This window comes from Pseudomonas sp. FSL L8-0168, from assembly GCF_037976155.1.
Taxonomy (GTDB): Bacteria; Pseudomonadota; Gammaproteobacteria; order Pseudomonadales; family Pseudomonadaceae; genus Aquipseudomonas; species Aquipseudomonas paracarnis.
Map to the genome: position 1 here is coordinate 3,625,358 of NZ_CP150262.1, position 26,443 is coordinate 3,651,800.

The 26,443-nt window shown below is 60.7% G+C and carries 23 protein-coding genes; 11 read left to right on the forward strand and 12 right to left on the reverse strand.

Annotated features, from left to right (window positions below; all coding sequences use genetic code 11):
* Positions 1-13 precede the first annotated feature (13 nt).
* Positions 14-580 carry a TetR/AcrR family transcriptional regulator gene (locus tag MHH62_RS16515; protein ID WP_038451095.1) on the reverse strand — a complete coding sequence of 189 codons (567 nt, stop codon included), beginning with the start codon at positions 578-580 and terminating at the stop codon, positions 14-16.
* Between the two features lie 125 nt (positions 581-705).
* On the opposite strand from MHH62_RS16515, the gene MHH62_RS16520 reads away from it, so the two are divergent.
* Positions 706-1,494, forward strand: a complete 789-nt coding sequence (locus MHH62_RS16520; RefSeq protein WP_014719421.1) for an SDR family oxidoreductase — start codon at positions 706-708, stop codon at positions 1,492-1,494.
* Between the two features lie 62 nt (positions 1,495-1,556).
* Entirely contained in the window at positions 1,557-2,585 is a 1,029-nt protein-coding gene (locus tag MHH62_RS16525; RefSeq protein ID WP_339231428.1) for an NADP-dependent oxidoreductase, read from the forward strand.
* On the opposite strand, the gene MHH62_RS16530 is transcribed toward MHH62_RS16525, so the two are convergent.
* The 3 genes from MHH62_RS16530 to MHH62_RS16540 form a co-directional block, all read right to left on the reverse strand.
* Positions 2,542-3,411 carry a carboxylate/amino acid/amine transporter gene (locus MHH62_RS16530; RefSeq protein ID WP_034136149.1) on the reverse strand — a complete coding sequence of 290 codons (870 nt, stop codon included), beginning with the start codon at positions 3,409-3,411 and terminating at the stop codon, positions 2,542-2,544. The two genes, MHH62_RS16525 and MHH62_RS16530, sit on opposite strands and share 44 nt — an antisense overlap.
* A gap of 202 nt (positions 3,412-3,613) precedes the next feature.
* On the reverse strand, positions 3,614-4,213 hold the full coding sequence (locus tag MHH62_RS16535) for an FMN-dependent NADH-azoreductase (protein WP_014719424.1): 600 nt from the start codon (positions 4,211-4,213) through the stop codon (positions 3,614-3,616).
* Positions 4,214-4,364: 151 nt separating this feature from the next.
* Complete coding sequence (locus MHH62_RS16540) at positions 4,365-4,679, reverse strand: 3-phosphoglycerate kinase (protein WP_038451101.1); 315 nt, start codon at positions 4,677-4,679, stop codon at positions 4,365-4,367.
* Positions 4,680-4,728: 49 nt separating this feature from the next.
* Here MHH62_RS16540 and MHH62_RS16545 point away from each other — a divergent pair, with 49 nt between their 5' ends.
* From MHH62_RS16545 to aqpZ, 5 genes are all read left to right on the forward strand, one after another.
* Positions 4,729-5,652 carry a LysR family transcriptional regulator gene (locus tag MHH62_RS16545; protein ID WP_014719426.1) on the forward strand — a complete coding sequence of 308 codons (924 nt, stop codon included), beginning with the start codon at positions 4,729-4,731 and terminating at the stop codon, positions 5,650-5,652.
* Positions 5,653-5,666: 14 nt separating this feature from the next.
* Entirely contained in the window at positions 5,667-6,470 is an 804-nt protein-coding gene (locus MHH62_RS16550) for an alpha/beta hydrolase (protein ID WP_020302664.1), read from the forward strand.
* A 3-nt stretch (positions 6,471-6,473) separates the two neighbouring features.
* On the forward strand, positions 6,474-7,037 hold the full coding sequence (locus MHH62_RS16555) for a peptidylprolyl isomerase A (protein ID WP_014719428.1): 564 nt from the start codon (positions 6,474-6,476) through the stop codon (positions 7,035-7,037).
* Positions 7,038-7,119: 82 nt separating this feature from the next.
* Positions 7,120-8,952 carry an ABC transporter ATP-binding protein gene (locus tag MHH62_RS16560; protein ID WP_339231432.1) on the forward strand — a complete coding sequence of 611 codons (1,833 nt, stop codon included), beginning with the start codon at positions 7,120-7,122 and terminating at the stop codon, positions 8,950-8,952.
* Between the two features lie 175 nt (positions 8,953-9,127).
* Complete coding sequence (aqpZ, locus tag MHH62_RS16565; RefSeq protein ID WP_019820470.1) at positions 9,128-9,829, forward strand: aquaporin Z; 702 nt, start codon at positions 9,128-9,130, stop codon at positions 9,827-9,829.
* A gap of 44 nt (positions 9,830-9,873) precedes the next feature.
* Here aqpZ and MHH62_RS16570 read toward each other — a convergent pair whose 3' ends face one another.
* Complete coding sequence (locus MHH62_RS16570) at positions 9,874-11,007, reverse strand: GNAT family N-acetyltransferase (RefSeq protein ID WP_014719431.1); 1,134 nt, start codon at positions 11,005-11,007, stop codon at positions 9,874-9,876.
* 285 nt (positions 11,008-11,292) lie between these two features.
* Between MHH62_RS16570 and MHH62_RS16575 the strand changes: the two genes are divergently transcribed.
* On the forward strand, positions 11,293-12,615 hold the full coding sequence (locus tag MHH62_RS16575) for a putative porin (RefSeq protein ID WP_003193136.1): 1,323 nt from the start codon (positions 11,293-11,295) through the stop codon (positions 12,613-12,615).
* 32 nt (positions 12,616-12,647) lie between these two features.
* On the opposite strand, the gene MHH62_RS16580 is transcribed toward MHH62_RS16575, so the two are convergent.
* The 5 genes from MHH62_RS16580 to aceK all read right to left on the reverse strand — a co-directional run bounded on the left by MHH62_RS16580 (position 12,648) and on the right by aceK (position 20,770).
* Positions 12,648-12,884 (reverse strand): zf-HC2 domain-containing protein, encoded by a 237-nt coding sequence (locus MHH62_RS16580; RefSeq protein WP_020302662.1) that lies wholly within the window; start codon positions 12,882-12,884, stop codon positions 12,648-12,650.
* Positions 12,878-13,492 carry an RNA polymerase sigma factor gene (locus tag MHH62_RS16585; RefSeq protein ID WP_014719433.1) on the reverse strand — a complete coding sequence of 205 codons (615 nt, stop codon included), beginning with the start codon at positions 13,490-13,492 and terminating at the stop codon, positions 12,878-12,880. The genes MHH62_RS16580 and MHH62_RS16585 overlap by 7 nt, the downstream gene beginning before the upstream one ends.
* 145 nt (positions 13,493-13,637) lie before the next feature.
* A complete protein-coding gene (locus tag MHH62_RS16590) occupies positions 13,638-14,759 on the reverse strand; it encodes a beta-ketoacyl-ACP synthase III (protein WP_003193141.1) in 1,122 nt (373 codons plus the stop codon).
* Between the two features lie 184 nt (positions 14,760-14,943).
* On the reverse strand, positions 14,944-18,855 hold the full coding sequence (hrpA, locus tag MHH62_RS16595) for an ATP-dependent RNA helicase HrpA (RefSeq protein ID WP_019820474.1): 3,912 nt from the start codon (positions 18,853-18,855) through the stop codon (positions 14,944-14,946).
* A gap of 205 nt (positions 18,856-19,060) precedes the next feature.
* A complete protein-coding gene (gene aceK, locus MHH62_RS16600) occupies positions 19,061-20,770 on the reverse strand; it encodes a bifunctional isocitrate dehydrogenase kinase/phosphatase (protein ID WP_339231437.1) in 1,710 nt (569 codons plus the stop codon).
* Between the two features lie 162 nt (positions 20,771-20,932).
* Between aceK and MHH62_RS16605 the strand changes: the two genes are divergently transcribed.
* Complete coding sequence (locus MHH62_RS16605) at positions 20,933-21,817, forward strand: DMT family transporter (RefSeq protein ID WP_014719437.1); 885 nt, start codon at positions 20,933-20,935, stop codon at positions 21,815-21,817.
* 32 nt (positions 21,818-21,849) lie between these two features.
* On the opposite strand, the gene MHH62_RS16610 is transcribed toward MHH62_RS16605, so the two are convergent.
* Positions 21,850-22,710 carry a DMT family transporter gene (locus MHH62_RS16610; RefSeq protein ID WP_019820477.1) on the reverse strand — a complete coding sequence of 287 codons (861 nt, stop codon included), beginning with the start codon at positions 22,708-22,710 and terminating at the stop codon, positions 21,850-21,852.
* Between the two features lie 418 nt (positions 22,711-23,128).
* Here MHH62_RS16610 and MHH62_RS16615 point away from each other — a divergent pair, with 418 nt between their 5' ends.
* The gene (locus MHH62_RS16615) at positions 23,129-23,920 is read left to right on the forward strand and encodes a CPBP family intramembrane glutamic endopeptidase (RefSeq protein WP_019820478.1); all 792 of its coding nucleotides are present in this window, start codon (positions 23,129-23,131) and stop codon (positions 23,918-23,920) included.
* A 108-nt stretch (positions 23,921-24,028) separates the two neighbouring features.
* Complete coding sequence (locus tag MHH62_RS16620) at positions 24,029-25,594, forward strand: PAS domain-containing methyl-accepting chemotaxis protein (protein ID WP_014719440.1); 1,566 nt, start codon at positions 24,029-24,031, stop codon at positions 25,592-25,594.
* Positions 25,595-25,696: 102 nt separating this feature from the next.
* On the opposite strand, the gene MHH62_RS16625 is transcribed toward MHH62_RS16620, so the two are convergent.
* A complete protein-coding gene (locus MHH62_RS16625; RefSeq protein ID WP_339231440.1) occupies positions 25,697-26,389 on the reverse strand; it encodes an alpha/beta family hydrolase in 693 nt (230 codons plus the stop codon).
* Between the last annotated feature and the right edge of the window lie 54 nt (positions 26,390-26,443).

The window sequence follows — 26,443 nt, forward strand, 5'->3', positions numbered from 1 at the left end:
GATGCACGCGGGATTACGGCAGTGATGCCGTAATCTCCTTGCGGCACACCTCAAGCACTTCATCGGCCAGGGCGGAATCATCCGGGCACGCCCGCGACAACATGATTGCGCCGATGGCATGGGCCATGCTGTCGAGCATTTTCGCCCGCACGTCTTCTTTTGGCCCGTCATGAGCCGCGTTGTACTTTGCCTCCAGGGCCTGCAGGGTATTTTCCAAACCGTCGGCAAAGGTCGCCTTCAGCGTGTCCGACTGACGGGCGGCATCGGCACACAACGCCGCCAATGTGCATCCGCCGCCGCGATGGTCGCGGTGCTGCCTGGACAGGTAAACCTCGAAAAACTGCTCCACCTCCCTCTCCGCGCTGTCGGCCAGTGACTGCGCCAGGCTGTTAGCGGCTGCTTCCGCCATCAAGTCCGCCTTGGAACCGAAGTGCTTGTAAAAGCCGCCTTGGGTAAAACCGGCCGCAGCCATCAACTCGGCCACGCCCACCCCATCGAAACCCCGCTCGCGAAACAACTCGGAAGCTGTCGCGACGATATGGGCCCGATTGCTCTGTGACTGCGCCTTGGTGATCTTCATGTCTGTGGTCCTGACAGCGTGCGAGATAGGCATATTACTATGATGTCGATCATAATCAAAACCGTTGACAGCTTTGATTATGATCGACATCATAAAACCTCCTCGCACTCACAGAGCATCACACCATGAGTACTTCCAACACCGTTCTGATCACTGGCGCTTCGACCGGCATTGGCGCCGCCTACGCCGAACGCTTTGCCGCACGCGGCCACGACCTCGTACTGGTCGCCCGTGACATCACGCGCCTGGAAGCGCTCGCTGCCCGACTGCGCGAACAGCATGCCGTCAGCATTGATATCCTCCCCGCCGACCTGACCCAGACCGCTGACCTGGCAGCAGTTGAAGCGCGCCTGCGCGAGGACGCCAACATTGGCACCCTGGTCAACAATGCCGGCGCCGCGCAGTCTGGCGGTTTTATCGAACAGTCCACCGACAGCGTCGCGCAGTTGGTCGCCCTCAACACCACTGCACTGGTGCGCCTGGCCAGTGCCATCGCCCCGCGCCTGGCGGCAGCGGGCAACGGCGCTATCATCAACATTGGCTCGGTAGTGGGCCTGGCCCCGGAATTCGGCATGACGGTGTACGGCGCGACCAAGGCGTTCGTGCTGTTCCTGTCCCAGGGCATGAGCCTGGAGCTGGCGCCCAAAGGCGTGTACGTGCAAGCCGTGCTGCCCGCCGCCACGCGTACCGAGATCTGGGAGCGGGCGGGCATTGACATCAACACCCTCACGGACGTGATGGAAGTGGGCGATCTGGTGGACGCGGCGTTGGTGGGTTTTGATCGCCGCGAGCCGGTGACCATTCCGCCGTTGCAGGACGGCGCCCGTTGGGACGCGTTGCAGGCTGCGCGGCAAGGCTTGCTGGCACAGATCAAGCAGTCCCAGGTTGCCGAGCGTTACCTGGCCAACGCCTGAACAACCGGTAGCAGGCGTGCTGCGCGCCTGCCCCTTCTCACCGAAGCAACGAGCGTTGAACCATGAAGGCATTTTCCATCGAACGGTACGGCAAACAGCCCGGCCGCCTCACCGAGGCCCCCGCGCCTGTTGTGGGTGAGCATGACGTGCTGGTTCAGGTGCGGGCCAGCAGCGTCAATGTGCTGGATGCAAAGATCGCCAAGGGCGAATTCAAACTGATCCTGCCCTATGCGTTGCCGTTGACACTGGGCAATGACCTGGCCGGCGTGGTGCTCAGCGTCGGCGCGGCGGTACGACGCTTCAAGCCGGGGGACGAAGTCTACGCTCGCCCGCCCCAGCAACGTATCGGCACCTTCGCTGAGTTGATTGCCGTGCACGAAGACGCACTGGCGCGCAAACCCGACAACATCACCATGGAGCAAGCCGCGGCCCTGCCCCTGGTCGCGCTCACGGCGTGGCAGGTGCTGGTGGAAACCGCGAAGCTGAAGAAAGGCCAGAAAGTGTTCATTCATGCGGGCTCAGGCGGGGTGGGCAGTATCGCCATCCAGTTGGCCAAGCATTTGGGCGCTTTTGTCGCGACCACCACCAGCACCGCCAATGTGGAGTGGGTCAAAGCGTTGGGCGCAGATGTGGTGGTCGACTACAAACAGCAAGCCTTCGAGACCGTGCTGCGGGATTACGATGTGGTGCTGAACAGCCTGGGCCCAGATGCGCTGGCCAAGTCACTGAAGATTCTCAAGCCCGGCGGTCAGCTCATCTCCATCTCCGGCCCACCGACGCCCGCCTTCGCCCGCGCCCAGAACCTGCCCTGGTTATTGGGCCTGGTCATGGGTGTGTTGAGCAGCGGTATCCGCAGGAAAGCGCGCAAGCAAGGCGTGAGCTATGACTTTGTCTTCATGCGCGCCAGTGGCGCGCAACTGGATGAAATCACCACGCTGGTCGAGTCGGGGATTATCCGGCCGGTCATCGACCGAACCTTCCCTTTCGAATCCACAGCCGCGGCCCTGGACTACGTCGAACAAGGCCGTGCCAAAGGCAAAGTGGTGATCACGATGGAGACGGCACCGCCCGACGCACACCCAGCCGGCTGATCCACACCGCCCCCAGAATCACCAGACCGCCCAGGGCCAAACGGCCCAGCGGTTCGTGCTGGTTCCAGATCAGCAGGTTCAGCAGCAACCCCACCGGCACATGCAGGTTGTTCATCACCGCCAGGGTGCCGCCATTGACCAGGCAGGCGCCCTTGTTCCACCAGTACATGCCCAGCGCGGTGCTGACCAACCCGAGGAACACCAGCACACCCCATTGCAGCGGCGCTTGCGGCAGGAAGTCAGCCTTGCCGAACAGCAGGAACGCCGGCAACACCACCAACAAGGCGCCCAGGTAGAAATAACCGAAACGCCGGAAGTGCGGCTGGTCACTGGGATAACGCGCCACCAGGTGCTTGTACATGACTTGCCCGGCGGCGTAGGTGAAATTGGCCAATTGCAGCAGCAAGAACCCCATCAGGAAATGCGGGGTGATCTGATCGAAACGAATCACCGCCGCCCCCCCCACCGCCACCAGGGCCGCCACCAGTGCCCAGGGATTGAAGCGACGATTAAGCGCGTCCTCGATCAGGGTCACATGCAGCGGCGTGAGGATGGTGAACAGCAGCACTTCCGGCACCGTCAGCACGCGAAAGCTCAGGTACAAGCATACGTAGGTCACGCCGAACTGCAATGCACCGATCACCAACATGCCGCGCATGAACGCGGGCTCCACCGAGCGCCAGCGCGTCAGCGGGATAAAGATCAGCCCGGCCAGCACCACGCGCACCAGCACCGCAAAGTAGCTGTCGACGTGACCGGCGAGGTATTCGCCAATCAAGCTGAAGGAAAATGCCTGAATCAGGGTGACAACCAGTAGATAGCCCATGCGCGCCTCGTTTCGAATGGGCGCGACATTAAAGCTTTTTGGTTTTTGAAGAAACTCGGCGGAAAAAAAACCCGACCTCGCTAAAGCGGCAGTCGGGCGGGAGCACTCAGGAGCAAAAGTGCAAAGGGAGGTTCGATACGCGTACTTGAAGGGTTTGCGTGGGGCTATATAAGCAGCACGGGATTATCTGACGATTAACGCCTCAGGCGACCTGGGCCAGTTGCGCCTTGGCATGATTGACGCCCTTCTCCTGGAAGTCGCCGCCCAGGTTGACGCCTTCGGCGTGAATGAAGGTAACGTCATGAATGCCGATAAATGCCATGACCTGGCGCAGGTACGGTTCCTGGTGATCCGAGGTGGCGCCAGTGTGGATACCACCGCGTGCGGTGAGCACGATAGCGCGCTTGCCGGTCAACAGACCCTGGGGCCCGGTGGCGGTGTATTTAAAGGTCACACCGGCCCGCAACACGTGATCCAGCCAGGCTTTAAGGGTGCTCGGAATGGCGAAGTTGTACATCGGCGCGGCCATCACCAACACGTCGGCGGCCAGCAGTTCGTCAGTTAACTCGTTGGAGCGGTCCAGGGACACCTGTTCGTCGTCGTTACGCTGCTCCGCCGGTTTCATCCAGCCACCCAGCAGGTTGGCATCCAGATGGGGTACCGGATTGAGCGCTACGTCGCGCACGGTGATGCGGTCTGCCGGATGGGCGACTTGCCATTGGCTGATGAACTGTTGGGTGAGCTGGCGGGAAATGGAATCCTGCTGGCGCGCACTGCTTTCGATGATCAGGACATTGGACATGGCTTCGTAGGCTCCATCGGTAATTGCTGTAAGTCGATGGAGAGAAGGTTAACCAGGGCCTATTCGATAAAAAAGCGCAAAAAACTGCTACAACCCATCTAGAAATTTGTTTATAAGCGGAGTATTCCTGTGAGCACGCTCCGCTGTTGCTTTATTTTGGCGCGCAGTCCAGGGCAATACGCATCTTGATGATGGCGCGGTTGAACTTGACCGTGGTGTTAGTGCTTTTGCCAGCAGGCACGGTCACGGTACGACGGCGTGGCGATTCCGGGCCGTTGGTAAAGGTGACCTTGCACACCGCGTCCTTGGCGCCGTAGTTGTTCAGCTGGATCGAACTGATGTCGCCGTCCACATCGGAGGCGGTGTAATCAATGCTCACGCCATCGATCTTTTTCGTCACGTCGATAGGATAGGCAAACGCGCTCATCGGCAGCAGCGCCAGCAACACACAACACAATTTTCTCATTCGGCAGTCTCCAATAAGGACCGCCAGCTTAGGACAAGAGGAGCTCATCTTGAAAGCGCCCCGCGTTACCCTCGATCAATGGCGCACCTTGCAAGCCGTGGTCGACCATGGCGGCTTTGCCCAAGCTGCCGAAGCGCTGCATCGTTCGCAATCTTCAGTGAGCTACACCGTGGCGCGCATGCAGGACCAACTCGGCGTCCCCTTGCTGCGTATCGACGGGCGCAAGGCGGTGCTGACCGAGGCCGGTGAGGTGCTGCTGCGCCGATCCCGCCAACTGGTGAAAAACGCCAGCCAACTGGAGGACCTCGCTCATCATATGGAACAGGGCTGGGAAGCCGAAGTGCGCTTGGTGGTGGACGCCGCCTACCCCAGCGCACGTCTCGTTCGCGCATTAACCGCCTTTATGCCGCAAAGCCGTGGCTGCCGGGTACGCCTGCGCGAAGAAGTACTGTCCGGCGTCGAAGAGTTGCTGCTCGACGGCATGGCGGACCTGGCCATTTGCGGTTTTATCATCCCGGGCTACCTGGGCACGGAAATGAGCGATGTGGAGTTCGTCGCCGTGGCCCACCCCGATCACTCGCTGCATCGCCTCAACCGTGAGCTGAGTTTCCACGACCTGGAGAGCCAGATGCAGGTGGTGATCCGTGACTCCGGCCGCCAACAACCGCGCGACGTCGGCTGGCTCGGCGCCGAACAGCGCTGGACCGTCGGCAGCCTCGCTACCGCGGCCACCTTCGTCGCCAGCGGCCTGGGCTTTGCCTGGCTGCCCCGGCACATGATCGAGCGCGAACTCAAGGAGGGCGTGCTCAAGCAGCTTCCCCTGGAAAAAGGTGGCAGTCGCAACCCGACGTTTTACCTGTACTCCAACAAAGACAAACCCTTGGGGCCCGCCACGCAGATCCTCGTGGAATTGCTGCGCACCTTTGACACCGCTCCCCTGGACGCGCCCTTCGCCGCCCCTCAACAAGCCTGAAACGGAGTTCATCCATGGCCTGGTTCGACCATGAAGGCTGCAGCCTGCATTACGAAGAATATGGCCATGGCAACCCGCTGATCCTGATCCACGGCCTGGGCTCCAGCAGCCAGGATTGGGAACTGCAAGTACCGGTACTCGCCCGACACTACCACCTGATCGTGGTTGACGTGCGCGGCCATGGTCGCTCGGACAAACCCCGGGAGCGCTACAGCATCAAGGGGTTCACCTTCGACCTGATCGCGCTGATCGAACACCTCGACCTGCCAGCGGCCCACGTGGTGGGTTTATCCATGGGCGGCATGATCGCCTTCCAACTGGCGGTGGATGAACCCCGGCGGGTCAAGAGCCTGTGCATCGTCAACAGCACGCCTGAGGTCAAGGTGCGCAGTGCCGATGACTATTGGCAGTGGGCCAAACGCTGGACCCTGGCCCGTGTGCTCAGCCTGGGCACCATCGGCAAGGCCCTGGGCGATCGGCTGTTCCCCAAACCTGAGCAGGCCGACCTGCGCCGCAAGATGGCCGAGCGCTGGGCAAGAAACGACAAACGTGCTTATCTCGCCAGCTTCGACGCCATTGTGGGCTGGGGCGTGCAGGAACAACTGTCGAGAATTACCTGTCCAACCCTGGTCATCAGCGCCGACCATGACTACACCCCCGTGGCGCAGAAAGAAATCTATGTAAAACTGCTGCCCGATGCGCGGCTGGTGGTCATCGAAGATTCCCGCCATGCCACGCCCTTGGATCAACCCGAGGTCTTTAACGCGACCTTGCTCGACTTTCTAAAGACCGTCGAAACCACTACCCAGGACCACTGACCCATGCTGAAAAAAATCGCCTTCTTTGCCGGTTCCGCCTTGTTTGCTGCCAACCTGATGGCAGCTGAGCCGGCCAAGGCGCCACATGTTTTGCTCGACACCACCAACGGCCAGATTGAAATCGAACTGGACCCGGTCAAGGCGCCGATCAGCACCAAGAACTTCCTGGCCTATGTCGACAAGGGCTTCTACACCAATACGATCTTTCACCGCGTGATCCCGGGCTTCATGGTCCAGGGCGGCGGGTTCACCCAGCAAATGTCACAAAAGCCGACCGAAGCACCGATCAAGAACGAAGCCAGCAATGGCCTGCATAACGTGCGTGGCACCTTGTCCATGGCTCGCACCAATGACCCGAATTCGGCCACCAGCCAATTCTTCATCAACGTGGCTGACAATGCCTTCCTCGACCCGGGCCGCGATGCCGGTTATGCCGTGTTCGCCAAAGTGGTCAAGGGCATGGACGTGGTCGACATCATCGTCAACTCCCAGACCACCACCAAGCAAGGCATGCAGAACGTGCCTATCGATCCTGTGATCATCAAGTCGGCCAAGCGCATCGACTGAGGTCCGCAGGCAGCTTTGCACGGTGCCCGCATGGCACCGTGCACCTTTGAAAGGAGAGCCCGCCCGGCGGGCGTCAAACCTAATGCTCTATCGTCGTTTTGAACAACTGATCGATATTTTCCGCGACGCCCCCAGCGCGGCCCCTCCCGAAAAAGTCCTGCCCTTCTATCTCTATTACCTGCGCCAGGTGTGGCCGTGCTTCGCCGCACTGCTGGTGGTGGGGCTGGTCGGCGCCCTGATCGAAGTTGCGTTGTTCAGCTACCTGAGCCGCATCATCGACCTGGCCCAGGGCACGCCACCGGCGAATTTTTTCCAGATCCACAGCGCCGAGCTGATCTGGATGGCCGTGGTCGCCTTGTTGTTGCGCCCGCTTTTCAACGGCCTGCATGACTTGCTGGTGCACCAGACCATCAACCCTGGCATGACCAGCCTGATTCGCTGGCAGAACCACAGCTACGTGCTCAAGCAGAGCCTGAATTTCTTTCAAAACGATTTCGCCGGGCGCATCGCCCAGCGGATCATGCAAACCGGCAACTCCTTGCGTGACTCGGCGGTGGCGACCGCGGAGGCTATCTGGCACGTGTCGATCTACGCCATCAGTGCCCTGGTGTTGTTTGCCGAAGCCGACTGGCGGCTGATGATTCCGCTGATCACCTGGATCGTTTGCTACAGCCTGGCCCTGCGTTACTTCGTACCTCGGGTGAAAGAACGCTCGGTGGTCTCCTCGGAGGCGCGCTCCAAGTTGATGGGCCGAATTGTTGACGGCTATACCAATATCACCACCTTGAAGCTGTTCGCCCATACCCAGAATGAACAGGAATACGCCAAGCAAGCGATCATCGAGCAGACCGAAAAAACCCAACTGGCCGCCCGCGTGCTCACCAGCATGGACACCGTGATCTGTATTCTGAACGGCCTGCTGATCGTCACCACCACCGGCCTGGCCCTGTGGCTGTGGACCCAGTCGCTGATTTCCGTGGGCGCGATTGCCCTGGCCACCGGCCTGGTGATCCGCATCGTCAACATGTCCGGCTGGATCATGTGGGTGGTCAACGGCATCTTCGAAAACATCGGTATCGTGCAGGACGGCCTGAAGACCATCGCCCAGCCACTGGCCGTGGTCGATCGTGAAAACGCTCCCCGCCTGACGGTGCCCCACGGCCAGGTGCGCTTCGAGCAGGTGGACTTCCACTACGGCAAGAAGAGCGGAATCATTGGCGGCCTCAACCTTGAGATCAAGGCCGGGGAAAAAATCGGCTTGATCGGCCCGTCCGGCGCGGGCAAGTCGACGCTGGTCAACCTGCTGCTGCGCCTGTACGACCTGCAGGGCGGGCGCATCCTCATCGACGGCCAGGACATCGCCGAAGTGGCCCAGGAAAGCCTGCGCGCGCAGATCGGCATGATCACCCAAGACACCTCGTTGCTGCACCGCTCGATCCGCGACAACCTGCTGTATGGCAAGCCCGACGCAACTGACGAAGAACTCTGGGCGGCGGTGCACAAGGCCCGCGCCGATGAGTTCATCCCGCTGCTGTCGGATTCCGAGGGCCGCACCGGGCTGGATGCCCATGTGGGTGAACGCGGGGTGAAACTCTCCGGCGGGCAACGCCAGCGTATCGCTATCGCCCGCGTGCTGCTCAAGGACGCGCCGATCCTGATGATGGACGAAGCCACCTCCGCGCTGGACTCGGAAGTAGAAGCGGCGATCCAGGAGAGCCTGGAAACCTTGATGCAGGGCAAGACGGTGATCGCAATTGCACACCGGTTGTCGACCATCGCACGAATGGACCGCCTGGTGGTGCTGGAAAAAGGCCAGATTGCCGAGAGCGGCAGCCATTCCGAGTTGCTGGCATACGGCGGGCTTTATTCGCGGTTATGGCAGCATCAGACCGGGGGTTTTGTCGGCATAGACTGATTTCGCTGGGTAAAGCCCCGCTCAATTCCGAACAATTCTGACAGCTTTCTCTATCTGGCTGGTCTTGCGACACAATCCTGCTGTACTGCAATCAGGCCCCAGGAGGGCCCTGATTTAAGGCGGCAGGGAAGCCACACAGACCGTTAATCAGATAGAGCAATCTAAGGAAGTGTTCATGTCACTGTTCAAACGTTCCGTAACGGAAGGACTGGGTACGTTTTGGCTGGTGTTGGGTGGCTGCGGGAGTGCGGTATTGGCCGCAGCGTTCCCCAACGTTGGCATCGGCCTGCTCGGGGTGTCCCTGGCTTTTGGGCTCACGGTGCTGACCATGGCATTTGCCATCGGGCATATCAGCGGCTGTCACCTTAACCCGGCCGTCTCGGTGGGGTTGGTGGTGGGCGGCAGATTCCCGGCCAGGGAGTTGCCGGCCTACATCGTGTCGCAAGTGATCGGTGGCGCCATCGCCGCCGCACTGCTGTACTTCATCGCCAGCGGCAAACCCGGGTTCGAACTGGCCTCCGGGCTGGCAAGCAATGGTTATGGCGAGCATTCACCCGGAGGTTATTCAATGGCGGCAGGCTTTGTCTGTGAGCTGGTGATGACGGCGATGTTCGTGCTGATCATCCTTGGCGCCACCGACCGTCGAGCCCCGGCAGGCTTCGCGCCCATCGCCATTGGCCTGGGGCTGACGCTGATCCACCTGATCTCCATCCCGGTGACCAACACCTCGGTCAACCCGGCCCGCAGCACAGGGCCTGCGTTGATTGTCGGCGGCTGGGCGCTGCAACAATTGTGGCTGTTCTGGCTCGCGCCGATCCTCGGCGCGGTGATCGGCGGCATTACGTACCGATGGTTGGGTGCAGAAAAAACAGCTTGACCCAATCCCTGTAGGAGCGAGCTTGCTCGCTCCTACAGGGTGTTTCACGTGCCGTCAGAGTGCCGATAAGGCAGGGCCGCCCTCGCCTCTTCGGCATACGCCAGAACCCCCACCCGCTCTCGCTCAAGAAAATCCTCCACGGCACTCTTCAACCCCGGGTGGCGCAAGTAGTGCCATGACCGCGTAATCACCGGCTCAAACCCGCGAATCAATTTGTGCTCCCCCTGGGCACCTGCATCGAAGCGCTGTAAGCCGTGGGCGATGGCGTAATCCATGCCTTGGTAGAAACAGGTTTCGAAATGCAGGCGGTCGAATTCAGCCAGGCAGCCCCAGTAGCGGCCATAGAAGCTGTCGCCGCCAAGCAGGCTGAAGGCCATGGCCACCGGGCGCGTGCCTTGTTTGGCCAAGACTACGCGGATGGCTGCGGGCATGCGCTCAGCCAGCAGGCTGAAAAATGCGCGGGTTAGGTAGGGCGATTGCCGACGCACCGCGTAGGTGTTGGCGTAGCAGGCGTAGACAAAATCCCACTGGGCTTCGCTCAGCTCATGGCCTTGCAACCACTCGAACTCGATACCCTGCCCTGCCACTTGTTCACGTTCTTTGCGCATCTGTTTGCGCTTGCGTGAACTCAGGGCGTCGAGGAAATCCTGGAAGTCGCGGTAGCCTCGGTTCTGCCAATGAAACTGGCAACCCAAGCGTTGCAACCAGCCGGGGTGTTGGGCCATGGCTTGATCGGCGAGGGCATCGGTAAAGTTGATATGGGCGCTCGACAGGCCTTCGATCTGCAGATAACCCGGCAGGCTATTGAGCAACTCAAAAGCGTCGGCGGCACTGGCAGCCAATACCCGCGGCCCACCGACCGGGCTGAACGGCACGGCCGTCAGCAACTTGGGGTAATAGTCGATGCCGGCGCGCTCGCAGGCGTCGGCCCAACCATGATCGAACACGTACTCGCCATAAGAATGCCATTTGCGATAACCCGGCAATGCCGCCATCAACCGGTCGCCTTCCCAGTGCAGCAAGTGCTCCGTCTGCCAGCCCGAATGCGGGCCGATGCTGGCGCTGTCTTCCAGCGCACTCAGAAACCCATGCTGCATAAACGGCTGGGCCTGTGGCATCAGGGCATCCCACGTGTGCGCAGCGATATCGGACAAGCTGTCCAGGCGTTGCAGCGGCATCGGCATCCTCATTGTTTCTTGGCATGAAAACCTGGCGAGTATCGCTGATCACAGCCGCGCGCACATCCTCAAAACACGCGGACAGGGCTCAAAACCCTTAGTTCCGTAGCGTAACGATTTGTCATCTAGATGAAATCACTTAGCCACTACTCCGTCATAAACGGTCGCGATACTGACGCCAGTTTTTAGAGCGTCCGGGTCTACCGGGCGACATTTTTTCCGTCCGTCATGGGTCGGTTGTGTCCTGGAGGGTGTTGCCCTCCCTCCTCACTTTCGGAGATTGATATGCGTCTTGCTTCCACTAAAACTGCGGCGGTCCTGTGTGGCGGCCTGTTGCTGGCACTGAGCGTTCCGGCCAGCGCTGCAGTCGACGCTAAATTGCTCGACATGCTCAAGGCCAACGGCCAGATCACCGCGGCGCAGTACACCGAACTGCAAATGGAACTGGCCAGGGATCAGAAAGAGCAGCAGATCGCACGCCAGGCTCAACAAGAGACCAACGAGCAGATCGCGGCCACCGCGAAAAAAACCAACGAGCTGAGCAGCTTCGACCAGAAATTGGCTTGGGCAGCCAAGACCCAGTTCAAGGGTGACGTGCGCTTCCGCCAGGAAACCATAAAGATCGACGGCGAACCCAACAACGGTGGGCGTGACAAGGACCGTCAACGCATTCGTGCCCGCCTGGGTGCCTACACCGAAATCAACCCGCAGGTGGACACCGGTATCCGTATCGCCACCGGCGGCGGCGATGATGCACGCTCCACCAACCAGGACCAGGATGGCTACTTCGATAAGAAGTCGATCTGGCTGGACCTCGGCTACATCGACTACCACCCGGACCAGATCAAGAACCTGCACGTGATCGGCGGCAAGATGCTGCAGCCGTGGGTGAACATGGGCGATGTGATCTGGGATAGCGACATCAACCCTGAAGGCCTGGCCGTCACCTACAAATACCCACTGGGTAGCAGCGCGGAGCTGTTCGGTAGCCTGGGTAACTACAACCTCAAGGACAACGTCGACGGTGACGGCGTGCAATTTCGCCATGACCTGCGCCTGACGTCCGGCCAGTTGGGTACGCGTTTCTCGGTCACCGACAACCTGAAAATGACCTTGGGCGGCAGCATCTACGCCTACAAGAACGACGAAGACAGCCGCTGCACAACCACCACCACGCCTTGCGCATTGGCGGTCAACGGCAACTCGGCCAACAATGAATTCCGCTTGTACGAAGGCTTTGCGCAAGCAGACATCGGTGGCCTGGCCGTGCCGCTGTCGTTCTACGGCCAGTACGTGAAAAACAACGATGCGGTGACCGACCAGGACACCGCCTGGTTGCTGGGTGCCAAGTCCAAGGTGTTCGGTTTGAACCTGGACTACAACTACCGCGACGTTCAACGTAACGCCGTCGTAGGCGCCTTCACCGATTCGGACTTCGCCAACGGCACCACCGGCTCGCGCGGTCACAAGATGAAAGTCAGCTACGACATCGACAAGAACTTCGCCATCGGCGCCACCTACTTCCTGACCAAGGCTGACTTTGCCAGCCGGACCCAGCGCGATGCCGACACCAACACCTTGCAGTTGGATGCTGAAGCCAAGTTCTAACGCTTAACATGTAGGAGCGAGCAAGCTCGCTCCTACATGATGTCTTTAAGCCGCTCGGCTGCCAGTTGTTCGGCCAGCGCATCAACCCCCTCCACCGGCTCCTGCGGCATACGCTTGAGCGTTGCCTGCATCAGGCGCATCTGACGGATAAAGCGCCGGCAGTTCGGGCAGAACATCAAGTGATGACGCACCAGCAGACGCTCCCGAAAGGTCAATTGCCCATCGAGGTAGTCACTGGAACGCGCTACTTGTTCTTTACAGGTCAACATTCACCCGTTTCCTCAAAATGCTCCACCGTGGCGAAGACTTTAAGCCGCGCTCGATGCAACAGCACACGGACGTTGGAGAGTGAAAGGGTCAGAAGATTACAGATTTCTTCCAATTCCAGGCCCTGGCGTTCACGCAGTACCAGCACACTGCTTTGCAATTCGGACAAACTCAGAATCGTATGCTCCAGGCACTTGCGCAATTCATCTTCGGTCAGCAGCGCTTCCGGGGTGTCCTGGTGCCAAGCGTAAGGGGCGACAGCCCAATGGCCATCATCCGGGCTGAAGCGGTCATCGCCGATAGTGCCGTGAGGCGAGGGTAAATCGTCGAGAAGGACTTCCCGACGATTTTGTTTGTAACGGCTCTTTGCGGAATTGGCAGTGATCGTCAATAACCATGTCTTGAGGCTAGATCGCCCTTCGAACTTGGCCAGGTTGCGCACCACCGAGAGCCAGGCATCTTGCACCACCTCATCGGCATGGCGCTGGCCGACGATGGCATACGCCACTGCCCGCATCGCACTCTGGTACGTGTTGACCAAATCCTTATAAGCCCGCTGCTCACCCTTGAGCAGGCGTTCAAGCAGGTGCGCATCGTCCGCTGCGGCCATCGTTTACCTCAATCTTGCCGTGGAAATACGCTCAATGTGGGAGCTGGCTTGCCTGCGATCCAGACAACTCGGTGATTCAGGCACACCGAGCCGATGCCTTCGCAGGCAAGCCAGCTCCCACAGTTGACCGCGTCCGGCCACATACTCAGCGTTTGCGCAGGATCACACTGCCAATCGAATACCCGGCGCCAAAGGAGCTGAGTACGGCAACCGCGCCCTTGGGCAGGTCATCCTGATAAGTGTGGAACGCAATCACCGAGCCGGCCGAGCTGGTATTGGCGTAAGTATCGAGGATCACCGGTGCTTCTTCTACTGACGCGTCGCGCCCCAGCAGTTTCTTCACGATCAGATGGTTCATGCTCAGGTTGGCCTGGTGCAGCCAGAAACGCTTCACATCAGTAACACTCAGCTGGTTTTCTGCCAGGTGCTCGCCGATCAATTCGGCCACCATCGGGCAGACATCACGGAACACCTTGCGGCCTTCCTGCACGAACAGCTTGTCGGGGGCGCCGATGCCCTCTTCCGCCGTGCGATTGAGGAAGCCAAAGTTGTTGCGGATGTTGTTGGAGAACTTGGTCAGCAGCTTGGTACTCACCACGTCGAACTGATGTTCGGACGTCGCCAGGTCAGCACGCTCCAGGATCACCGCCGTGGCGGCATCACCGAAGATGAAGTGGCTGTCACGGTCACGAAAGTTCAGGTGGCCGGTGCAGACTTCCGGGTTGACCATCAGGATCGCCCGGGCCTGGCCCAACTGGATGCTGTTGGCCGCGTTCTGGATGCCGAAGGTGGCCGAGGAACACGCCACGTTCATGTCGAAACCGAAGCCCTGGATACCCAAGGCTTCCTGGACTTCAATGGCGATCGCCGGGTAGGCGCGTTGCAGGTTGGAGCAGGCGACAATCACGCCGTCGATGTCGGCGGCGGTCTTGCCGGCGCGCTGCAGGGCTTGTTCGGCGGCACCGATGGCCATCTGGCAAAGCACCGACCATTCGTCGTTGCTGCGCTCGGGCAGGCGCGGAGCCATGCGCTGTGGATCGAGGATGCCGTCCTTGTCCATCACAAAACGGCTCTTGATGCCGGATGCCTTTTCGATGAATGCCGCGCTCGACTCGGTCAGCGCCTGCACATCGCCACGTTCGATAGCGGCGGCGTTGTCGGCGTTGAACTGTTGTACGTAGGCATTGAAAGACTGCACCAGCTCTTCGTTGGAAATGCTGTTGGCCGGGGTGTACAGGCCAGTGCCGCTGATGACGACGTTATGCACGGTCGTTCCTCTAAATCTGTCAGGCAGAAGATATTGGTACCGTCGTACCAAAATTAAAGTCGTTTGATGTCATCCAGCGGGCATCAAACTGGCAATGCTTTTATTCAATCTTGTGACCGCGAAGTTTGCCACAACACCGGGGATTTGGCGCTATAGGCCAAACAAACACCTTGCGGCAAGGGCTTCAGGGCTCTACCTGGCTCCACTGCTTGCTCAGGCGTTTATCGGAAATCGGCACTTTGGTACCCAACTGCTGGGCAAACAGCGACACCCGGTACTCCTCCAGCCACCAGCGGTACAGCTCCAACTGCGGGTCGCGCTTGCCTTCCTGGGTATGTTTGTTCACGCGGTTCTGGTACTGCGCCCACAGGCCGCCCAATTCGCTGCTCCACACGCGGTCCTTTTGCACCTGGCTCGGCAGTTTTTCCAGGCGCAGTTCGATAGCCTTGAGGAAACGCGGCAGTTCCTTGAACCACTGGGCCGGGGTTTCCCGCACAAAACCTGGATACACCAGGTTGCTCAGTTGCTGCTTGATATCGTTCAAGGCCACGGCCTGGGCCAGGTCGATCTTGCCCTTGAAGCGTTTTTGCAGGCCGTGCCAAAGTTTCAGCACTTCCAGGGTCAGGCGCGCCAGGCGTTCGGCGTGCTCAGTCCAACTGCCGCGCTTGCGTTCAGCCAAGGCCGCCAGGCCAGCGCCATCGCGTGGCAGGCTGGCTTCGCCTTCAAGTACACAGGTATCGAGGCTGGCCAGCAGGATGTCTTCCACCAGCGCGTCGATTCGCCCCAGTTCACGGTACATCAAGCCCAGTTCGGTCAGGCCCGGCAATTTGCCGCGCAGGAATTTCGCCGGCTCCGCCAATTGCTGCATCAGCAGGCGCTGCAAGGCGCGACGGTGCTGGAACTCGGCTTCGGCAGCGGTGGAGAAGCGCCCCTCCTTGACCGTGCCGTTCTCTTCCACCAGTGCCGGATACACCGTCATCGACAGGCCGGCGATGTTCTGCTGGGTTTTTTCCGCCACCGCCGCAAACACCTTGGCCTCTACCGGCTGCTGGCTTTTCGCGGTTTGCGGCACCGCCAAGGCGGCCTGGCTGGCTTCGGCGAACCGTGCGGTCAGCTCGGCCAGGTCACGGCCTTCGCCGAGGAACTTGCCCTGGCCGTCGACCACTTCCAGGTTCATCTTCAGGTGGTTTTCCACCTGTTGCGCCGCCTCGGCCCACGCCTCATCGCTGACCCGCGCACCGGTCATGCGCAGCAATTCACGCCCCAGCGCCTGGGGCAGCGAGCCCTGGCCGAATTCGATGCGTTGCAGCGCGGCCTTGACGAAGTCCGGCACCGGCACGAAGTTTTTGCGCAGCGCCTTGGGCAAGTTGCGCACCAGAGCGATGCACTTGGCTTCGATCAACCCCGGCACCAGCCACTCCAGGCGCTCGGCTGGCAACGCCGGCAACAACGGCGCCGGCACCCGCAGGGTCACGCCGTCACGGGGGTGGTTGGGTTCGAAGTGGTAACTCAAGGCCAGGGCCAGATCGCCCAGGTGCAAGGTGTCCGGGTAATGCGCGGCGGTGACTTCACTGGCCTCGCGGGCCAGTACGTCTTCTTCACGCATGATCAGCAGTTGCGGGTCTTTCTGGCTGTTGACCTTGTACCAACTGTCAAAGGTGGCGGTCTGGTGAATCTCTGCGGGCAAGCGCGCATCGTAGAAGGCGTACAGGGTTTCTTCGTCGGCCAGGATGTCGCGACGGCGGGCCTTGGCTTCCAGCTCGTCGAGTTGCTCCAGCAGTTTCTGGTTGGCCGTCAGGCACTTGGCCCGGGACTGAATCTCGCCGCGCACCAGGCCTTCACGGATAAACAACTCACGGGACACCACCGGGTCAATCGGCCCGTAATGCACCGGCCGGCGCCCGACCACGATCAGCCCGAACAGGGTGATCTGCTCAAAGGCCACCACCTGGCCACGCTTCTTCTCCCAATGGGGTTCGAAGTGGTTTTTCTTGATCAGATGCCCCGCCAACGGCTCGATCCAGTCGGCATCGATCTTCGCCACCATGCGTGCATAGAGCTTGGTGGTTTCCACCAGTTCGGCGGTCATCAGCCATTGCGGGCGCTTCTTGCCGATGCCCGACGACGGGTGAATCCAGAAGCGACGCTGGCGCGCCCCGAGGTAATCGCCGTCTTCGGTCTTCTGGCCGATCTGGCTGAGCAGGCCGGACAGTACCGCTTTATGCAGCTTCGGATAGTCGGCGGGCTCTTTGTTGAGGCTAAGCTGCATGTCGCGGCAGATCAGGCTCAATTGACGATGGGAGTCGCGCCACTCGCGCAGGCGCAAGTAGTTGAGGAAGTTTTTGCGGCACCAGTTGCGCAACGGGCTGGCGGTCAGTTCCTGGCGCTGCTCCTCGAAACCGCGCCACAGGTTGACCAACCCGGCGAAGTCCGAATCCGGGTCTTTCCACTGTGCGTGGGCTTGGTCGGCCGCTTGTTGACGCTCTGGTGGGCGCTCGCGCGGGTCCTGGATCGACATGGCGCTGGCGACGATCAACACTTCCTGCAAACTGCCGAGCTTGGCCGCTTCCAGCAACATGCGGCCCATGCGCGGGTCCACCGGCAAGCGGGCGAGCTGGCGGCCCAACGGCGTGAGCTGGCTGTTGCGGTCGACCGCCGAGAGTTCTTGCAGCAGGTTGAAACCGTCGCTGATGGCCTTGCCATCCGGCGGTTCGATAAACGGGAAATCGGTGATCTCGCCCAGGCGCAGGTGCAGCATCTGCAGGATCACGGCCGCGAGGTTGGTGCGCAAAATTTCCGGGTCGGTAAATTCCGGGCGCCCGATAAAATCTTCTTCGCTGTACAAGCGCACGCAAATACCCGGTTCAACCCGGCCGCAACGGCCTTTACGCTGGTTGGCGCTGGCCTGGGAAATCGCCTCGATGGGCAGGCGCTGCACCTTGGCGCGGTAGCTGTAGCGGCTGATGCGTGCCGTGCCGCTGTCGATCACATAGCGAATGCCCGGCACCGTCAGCGAGGTTTCCGCAACGTTGGTCGCCAGTACCACGCGCCGGCCTGGGTGGGACTGGAAAATGCGCTGTTGCTCGGCCGGTGACAGCCGTGCGTACAACGGCAAAATCTCGGTGTGCTTGAGCTGGGCCTTGCGCAGCATGTCGGCCGCATCACGAATCTCGCGCTCGCCGGGCAGGAACACCAACACGTCGCCAGGGCTGCGCCGTTCGCTGCGCTCATAGGCGGCGATTTCATCGAGGGTGGCGAGGATCGCCTGGTCGACGGTCAGGTCGTCCTCGACGCGGTTGCCCTCCTCGTCCTGTTCCAGGGTGAGGGGGCGATACCAGGTGTCCACCGGGAAGGTACGGCCCGACACCTCGACTATTGGCGCATCGTCGAAGTGCTTGGAAAAGCGCTCCAGGTCGATGGTCGCCGAGGTGATGATAACCTTCAGGTCGGGGCGGCGCGGCAACAGGGTCTTGAGGTAGCCGAGCAGGAAGTCGATGTTCAGGCTGCGTTCGTGGGCTTCGTCGACGATGATCGTGTCGTAGCGCTCGAGGTAGCGGTCGTTCTGGGTTTCGGCCAGCAGGATGCCGTCGGTCATCAGCTTGATCAGGGTGTTGGAGTCACTCTGGTCTTCGAAGCGCACTTGGTAACCGACCAGCGCACCCAATGGCGTGGCCAGCTCTTCAGCGACACGGCTGGCGACACTGCGCGCTGCGATCCGGCGTGGCTGGGTGTGGCCGATCAGACCGTACTGGCCGCGACCGATTTCCAGGCAGATTTTCGGCAACTGCGTGGTTTTACCCGAGCCGGTCTCGCCAGCAATGATCAGCACCTGGTGCTTGTTCAGCGCGTCTTTGATCTCATCGCGCTTGGCAGCAATCGGCAGGCTGTCGTCGTAGCGAATCACCGGCAGGCTGGCGCGCCGCGCCGTGACCTGGGCGCACGATGCCTGCATCCGCGCCACCCACTGCGCCAGCTTGTCCTCATCGGGCTTCTTGCGCAGCTCAAGCAACTGCCGGCGCAAGCGGTGGCGGTCGGCGAGCATGGCGTGATCGAGGGCTTTGAGCAGTTGGTCGAGGGTGGGTGCTTGGTCTGTCATCAGCTATTTCGACGGTCATCTATTTATGCACGGCCGGCAAGTGTGGCAGAAAAGCAGCCCATCTGGCAGGCAGTTGAGCTTCAACGGGTGTAAACCGAACCAAAATGTGGGAGCGGGCTTGCTCGCGAAAGCGGTGTGTCAGTCACAGATGTATCAACTGAACCACCGTATTCGCGAGCACGCCCGCTCCCACAGGGGCAATAGGTTATAGCGGGTCTTTGCGGCGGTAGGGGAATACGTCGATCACCTTACCGGCACGAATCGCGTCCTGCAGGCCCTTCCAGTAATCGGCGTTGTACAACTCGCCATGCAACTCGTCGAACAACTTGCGCTGGCCGGCGTCGGCAAACAGGAACGGCGGGAATTCCTCGGGGAACACATCCAGCGGGCCGATGGAGTACCAGGGCTCGGAGGCCATTTCATCCTCGGGGGTGCGCGGCGCGGGGATATGGCGGAAGTTGGCTTCGGTGAGAAAGCAGATTTCGTCGTAGTCGTAGAACACCACGCGGCCGTGGCGGGTGACGCCAAAGTTTTTCAGCAGCATGTCGCCGGGGAAGATATTCGCTGCCGCCAGTTGCTTGATCGCCAGGCCGTAATCCTCCAATGCTTCGCGCACCTGGGCGGGGTTGGCGTTGTCGAGGTAGAGGTTGAGCGGGGTCATGCGTCGCTCGGTCCAGCAGTGGCGGATAAGCACGGTATCGCCCTCCACTTCGACGGTACCAGCGGCGACTTCCAGCAGCTCGGCCAGGCACTCGGGCTCGAACTTGCTCAAGGGGAAGCGGAAGTCGGCGAACTCCTGGGTGTCGGCCATGCGCCCTACCCGGTCGACGCTTTTCACCAGGCGGTACTTTTCGATTACCGTGGCGCGGTTGACGTTTTTCGACGGCGAGAAGCGGTCCTTGATGATCTTGAACACCGTATTGAAACCCGGCAGCGTAAACACGCTCATGACCATGCCGCGCACGCCGGGGGCCATGATGAACTGGTCATCGGTGGTGGCTAGGTGGTTGATCAGCGCGCGGTAGAACTCGGATTTGCCGTGCTTGTAGAAACCGATGGAGGTGTACAGCTCGGCAATGTGCTTGCCCGGCAGAATGCGCTTGAGAAAGCCAATGAATTCCGCTGGCACGGGCACGTCGACCATGAAATAGGAACGGGTGAACGAGAAGATGATCGACACGTCGGCTTCGTCGGTGATCAACGCATCGATCTGAATGCCACGCCCTTCGCGGTGCAGCAGCGGAATCACCAACGGCCATTGTTCGTCGCGGGTGTAGATGCGCCCCACGAGGTAGGCGCCTTTGTTGCGATACAGCACCGAGGAAAACAACTCGACCTTGAGGTCCGGGTCCTTGCACACCCAATCCGGCAGGTTTTCCCGCAACTGGGCTTCGAGGCGGCGCAGGTCGGCGGGCAGGTCGGCGTAGGGCTCGCTGAAGCGGTAGTCAGAGAAGACCTGCGCCAGCATGTCCGCTATTTTACCGGCCGGCGTGTAGATACGGGTTTGCGCCGCCCGCGCCCGGCGCAGGCTCGGCCGGGTAGTGTGAATGAACATGCAGCCGTCGCTGATCAGGTCATGGCTGAACAGGCCGCAGAAGATCGAGTTGTACCAAGTCTCGGACAGTTCATCGTCAAAGCGCAGGTCGATCAGGCCGATATAGGCGCTTTTTACCAGGGGCCACTGGCCGATGTCCTGCAACGGCGCAGGGTCAAAACTGGCGCACAGGCGGGTCGTGACCTCAGCGACTTTCTCTTCATAGAGGTTGATGCGCGCGGCCGACGCGGCCTGCCCCTGCTGCCACTGGGCCTTCTCGAAACGCTCACGGGCGCCATCGGTGATGTGGCGGAAGTGTTCACGGTAATCGTCGAAACCGTCGAGGATCATCCGGGCGATAGCGAGGGCGGACTGCGACATGCGGGAAACCTCGAACGGGTATCTGGAAGCCCAGAGCTTAGCCAGTGAACCGAGGCAGGAGAAGAATGATTTTGCGCAGGGGTGAACTGACTGCAATTAGCCATTGTGCCGACCTGCCCGCTGGGCAACACTTCTGCGCCCCATTTGGCGTAGGAGTTTTCCGTGAGACCTGTTGACACCCTGTATCTGCTGGGGCTGGCCGCCATTTGGGGCGCGAGTTTCCTGTTTATGCGCATCATCGCCCCGGAAATCGGCACAGTGCCCACCGCGTTTTTCCGCGTGTCGATTGCCGCCGCGGGCTTATTAGTGATCCTGGCGATGATGCGCGTGAGCTGGGATTTCAAGGGCAAGTTCAAGACGGTCCTGTTGCTGGGCGTGATCAACTCGGGGATTCCCGCGACGATGTACTCGGTGGCGGCACAGGTACTGCCGGCGGGTTATTCGGCGATTTTCAACGCCACCACGCCGCTGATGGGCGTGCTGATTGGCGGGCTGTTCTTCAGTGAGCGCCTGACGCCATCGAAAATCGCAGGGGTCGCCCTGGGACTGTTTGGCGTTGCCGTGCTCACGCGTGCGGGGCCGGTGGCCTTTGATCTGGAATTATTGATGGGCGCACTGGCGTGCCTGCTGGCAACCACGTGCTATGGCTTTGCCGGTTTCCTGGCGCGGCGTTGGCTGGACCAGCGCGGCGGGTTGGACAGCCGTCTCTCGGCCTTGGGCAGCATGTTGGGGGCGACGTTGTTTCTGTTGCCGTTCTTTGCCTACAGCGCCATCAGCCATCCACCGGCGAGCTGGGGCGGCTGGCAGGTGTGGTCGTCGCTGCTGGGATTGGGGCTGGTATGTACGGCGTTCGCCTACATTCTGTACTTCCGCCTGCTGTCGTCCATCGGCCCGGTCAAGTCGATGACCGTGACCTTCATGATTCCGCCGTTCGGCGTGTTGTGGGGTGCGTTGCTGTTGGATGAGCCGCTGTCCATGGCCCACCTGTATGGCGGTGTGCTGATTGCCGGGGCGTTGTGGTTGGTGCTGCGCCCGCAAAAACTGTAGGAGCGACCAATCTCGCTCCTACAGGGGTGGGTTTATTGCTTACGGAATACAAACACCAAGCCGACGATGATCAACGCCATTCCCAGCACGCTCAACAAGGCCAGGCGATTACCGAAGATCAGGTAGTCCATCACCGCCGTCACTGCTGGCACCAGGTAGAACAGGCTGGTGACATTCACCAGGTTGCCCCGGGCGATCAGGCGGTACAGCAACAACGTCGCCAGCACGGACACCACCAGCCCCATCCACAGGACCGGCAGGTAAAAACGCGCACTGTGTTCAAAGTGGAACGGCTGGAACGGCACGAACACCGCGCACAGTAGCAACCCGGCCAGGTATTGCAGTGGCAGCGTGCCCAAGGGGTTGTCGGTGATGCGCTTTTGCATGATAGAGCCAAACGTCATGCTCGCCAGCGCCAGCAGCCCGAACACCATCCCGGCCAGGGACATGCCCGCCAACCCGATGCCCTGGTACACCACCATGATCAAGCCCGCCAACCCCAACCCCAGGCCGAACAACCGGCGCCAGGAGCGTTGGCGCTCCATCAGTACCACGGTAAGGATCGGCTGCACGCCCATGATGGTCGCCATCACCCCGGGGGTGACGTTGAGGTCCAGGGCCAGCAGATAGAAAATCTGGTAGGCCCCCAGCAAAACCAGGCCCGTCGCCGCCGCATACAGCAAGGGTTTGCCGGGACGAGGCAGCTTCAACTTGAGGATGGGTACCAACATCACCAACCCCATCAGGGCGATGGCAAAGCGGATCAGCAGAAAGGCAAAGGGCGAAGCATGGGCCAAGCCCAACTTGGAGAAGATCGCCCCGCTGCTCCACAGCAGGACAAACACGCTCGTCGAGGCCGCCGCGGCCACGGATTGTTTCGAAAGCACAGACATGGTTACCACCTGTTATCAGGCAAAAAAGCCGACTCAGTAAAAAACTGAATTTCAGTAGGTTTTTTCAGGCGGGCAGGGGCAACAGCGAATCGCTGATCAGCCCGAAATGCCAACACCCGGCGGTGATACGACTGCGTACACCGGCGTGCTACTGACAGGTGGGGGGTAGTGACTGATCTGCGCAGGCTGCTTGCCACGGCACGGCACGACCACAGCGTTGACCGCTGAATCGACTACCGCTATGCGCTGGGAAGCTGGCATGTGCTGATCTTTTTGATGGGATGAAGACGCGATGACTATAACCAGCCGCAAATACATTTTGCAATCCTTTCCCCTCACCCTGTGGGTGGAGGAGTTTTCATGCCGTCCAGGCAGACCGCTCGCTATAATGCCGCCCAGTTTTTTTCAAGGATTTCACATGATTGCTTTGCCCTGGCTGTACCTCACCCTACTTTCCATTGGCTATGTCGTGGCTTTGATCTACGGCCAACTGGGCGTACTGGCGGCGGTCTCCATCGCACTGTTGCTGGTGGCCGGGTACGCCGTGCGCCAGCAACGCAACCCTTGGGCACGCTACTTGGGCCACGGCTTGTTTATCGTCCTGGCCCTGGGCCTGGCGATGCACTGGCTACCGGGCTTCTATAACGGCCGCGGTATTGCGCCCCAGCGATTTACTCCGGACTCCGTGCCCTTCTCGATGTACCTGAACCAGGACAAACCCCTGATCGGCTTCTGGCTGTTGCTGGCCTGCCCGTGGATTGTGGCGCGGCGCTCATTGCGCCTGTCGATCTGCGTCACAGCCATGGCCCTGACTCTGGCCGCTATCGCCGCCTTGGGTGGCGCGGCCCTGCTGGGGATGATCAGTTGGGCGCCCAAGTGGCCGGACGAGGCGTGGCTGTGGGTGTTGAACAACCTGCTGCTGGTGACGTTGGTCGAAGAAGCGCTGTTTCGCGGGTATATCCAGGGCGGCCTGAGCCAACGCTTCAAACACCTGCCCTATGGCGAGAACCTCGCGCTGCTGCTGGCCTCGCTGTTATTCGGCCTGGTGCATTTTGCTGCGGGTTGGCAGTGGATGCTGCTGGCGGGTATTGCGGGCGTGGGCTACGGCCTGGCGTATCGGTTCGGCGGGCTAGGCGCGGCGATTGCCACGCATTTTGGCTTGAATCTGCTGCACTTCGGGTTGTTTACCTACCCGATGCTCGCCGGCTAAGCCTGCCTTCTACAGAGGCAACGCTGTTCGCAGGATTGTTGCAAAAATAAGTTAAATAAATGCCCCGCATGGCCGATACTCCCTGAAAGCCTTGCGGATTGAACAATCATGCGTAATAACCAACCCGTTACCCAGCGCGAACGTACCTTCCCCGCTCAGCAACGGTTGATCTCCACCACAGATGCCAAGGGTGTGATTACCTACTGCAACGACGCCTTTGTCGAAATCAGTGGGTTCACCCGCGAAGAACTGGTGCGCGCGCCACACAACCTGGTGCGTCACCCGGATGTGCCGCCGGCCGTGTTCGCGCATATGTGGTCCACGCTCAAACAAGGCTTGCCATGGATGGGCATTGTCAAGAATCGCTGCAAGACCGGTGACCACTATTGGGTTAACGCCTATGTGACGCCGGTCTTCGACGGTAACCAGGTGATCGGCTACGAATCGGTGCGCATCAAGCCCACCGCCGAGCAGATCCGCCGGGCCGAAGCGCTCTATCAACGCATCAACCAAGGCAAGTCGGCCGTCCCCCAACGGGACAAGTGGCTGCCGGTGTTGCAGGACTGGCTGCCGTTTATCCTGGTCAGCCAGTTAAGCTTCATGATCGGCGCCACCCTCACCTCCCAATGGGGCTTTGCCCTGGCAGCGGCGCTGTCGGTGCCGTTGGGCCTGCTGGGCTTGAGCTGGCAACAGCGCGGTCTCAAGCGTTTGCTGCGCCTGGCCGAACAGACCACGTCCGACCCGTTGATCGCGCAGATGTACACCGACAGCCGTGGCGCACAAGCGCGCCTGGAAATGTCGATCCTCAGCCAGGAAGCGCGTCTGAAGACCTGTCTTACCCGCCTGCAGGACACCGCCGAGCACCTCAACGACCAGGCCGCGCAATCCAACACCCTGGCGCACAACAGCTCCAGCGGCCTGGAACGCCAGCGCGTGGAAACCGAACAGGTGGCCACTGCGGTAAACCAGATGGCGGCGACCACCCAAGAAGTGGCCAGCCACGTGCAGCGCACCGCCGACGCCACCCAGGAAGCCAACCGCCTGACCGGCCGCGGCCGCGATATCGCCGGGGAAACCCGCGAGGCGATTCAGCGTCTTTCGGCAGCCGTTGGAGAGACCGGTGTGACCGTCACGCAACTGGCCAAAGACAGCGATGAAATCGGCGGCGTGGTTGATGTGATCAAAGGCATTGCCGACCAGACCAACCTGCTGGCACTTAACGCCGCTATCGAAGCCGCGCGTGCCGGTGAGATGGGCCGTGGTTTTGCAGTGGTCGCCGATGAAGTGCGCCAACTGGCGCAGCGTACGGCCGAATCCACCGGGCAGATCCATACCCTGATCGCCAAGCTGCAACACACCGCGGCTGCGGCCGTGCAAACCATGGACGCCGGGCACCGCCAGGCCGAAGAAGGTGTGGCACGGGTGATGGAAGCAGACCAGGCCTTGGTGGGTATCAGTGAGGCGGTGGCCAATATCACCGACATGACCACCCAGATCGCAGCCGCAACCGAGGAGCAAAGTGCGGTGGCCGAGGAGATCAGCCGCAACATCAGCACCATTGCGCTGTTGGCGGACCAGACCTCGGAGCAGGCGATGAACTCGGCGCAACTGAGTGAAGAGTTGACGCATACCGCCAATACCCAGTATTCGCTGGTAGAGCGTTTTAACCGATAAACTGCTATCGCAGGCAAGCCAGCTCCCACACTGGACGGTATTCACCGATAGAAATAGGTGAACCCAGCCCAATGTGGGAGGGGGCTTGCCCCCGATAGGGCGCTAACAGGTCCGGAGAAACTCAGCCACCTGCACCGCCGCCGCCTCCAAGTGCTGCTCATGGCTGAACCCCGAAGCCTTCAGCGGCTTCAAGTCATGGTCCCCCGCCGCCAACCACATCACCTCAATGCTCTCTGACAAGTCATAACTCTGCACCGCCGCACGATTGCCCAAGGCATCGCGCTCGCCCTGCACAATCAAGGTGGGCGTCGTAAGCGCAGCCAAGTGCTCCACCCGGGGTTTCTCTGGCTTGCCCACCGCATAGAACGGATAGCCCAGGCACACCAACCCATCGGCGCCCAGTTCATCGGCCAGTAAACTGGCCATCCGCCCGCCCATGGACTTGCCACCCATCGCCAGTTTCCCAGCGACATGACGTCGCACCTCGGCATACACCTCGCGCCAGCACTCCAGCAGTTTCGGCGCCGGATTCGGGGGGCGTTTGCCGCCGTCCACGCGACGCTGGGCCATGTACGGAAACTCGAAGCGCAACACGCTCACGCCATGCCCGGCAAGGCGTGCGGCCATATCGTTCATGAACGCCGAGTCCATCGGTGCGCCAGCGCCGTGGGCCAGGATCAGCGTGACCGGCTCACCCGACGTCGCGCCGGTGGCGACATCCCACAACCAGCCATGTTCCCGTACACGCTGCGCCCATTGATCCCCGTCAATACTGGCCTTGTGCTCTTTGCCCATGCTTGCCTCGCTTTTTAGTCTGCCTATAACTCCAGCCCAAGTGCCGCACTTGCT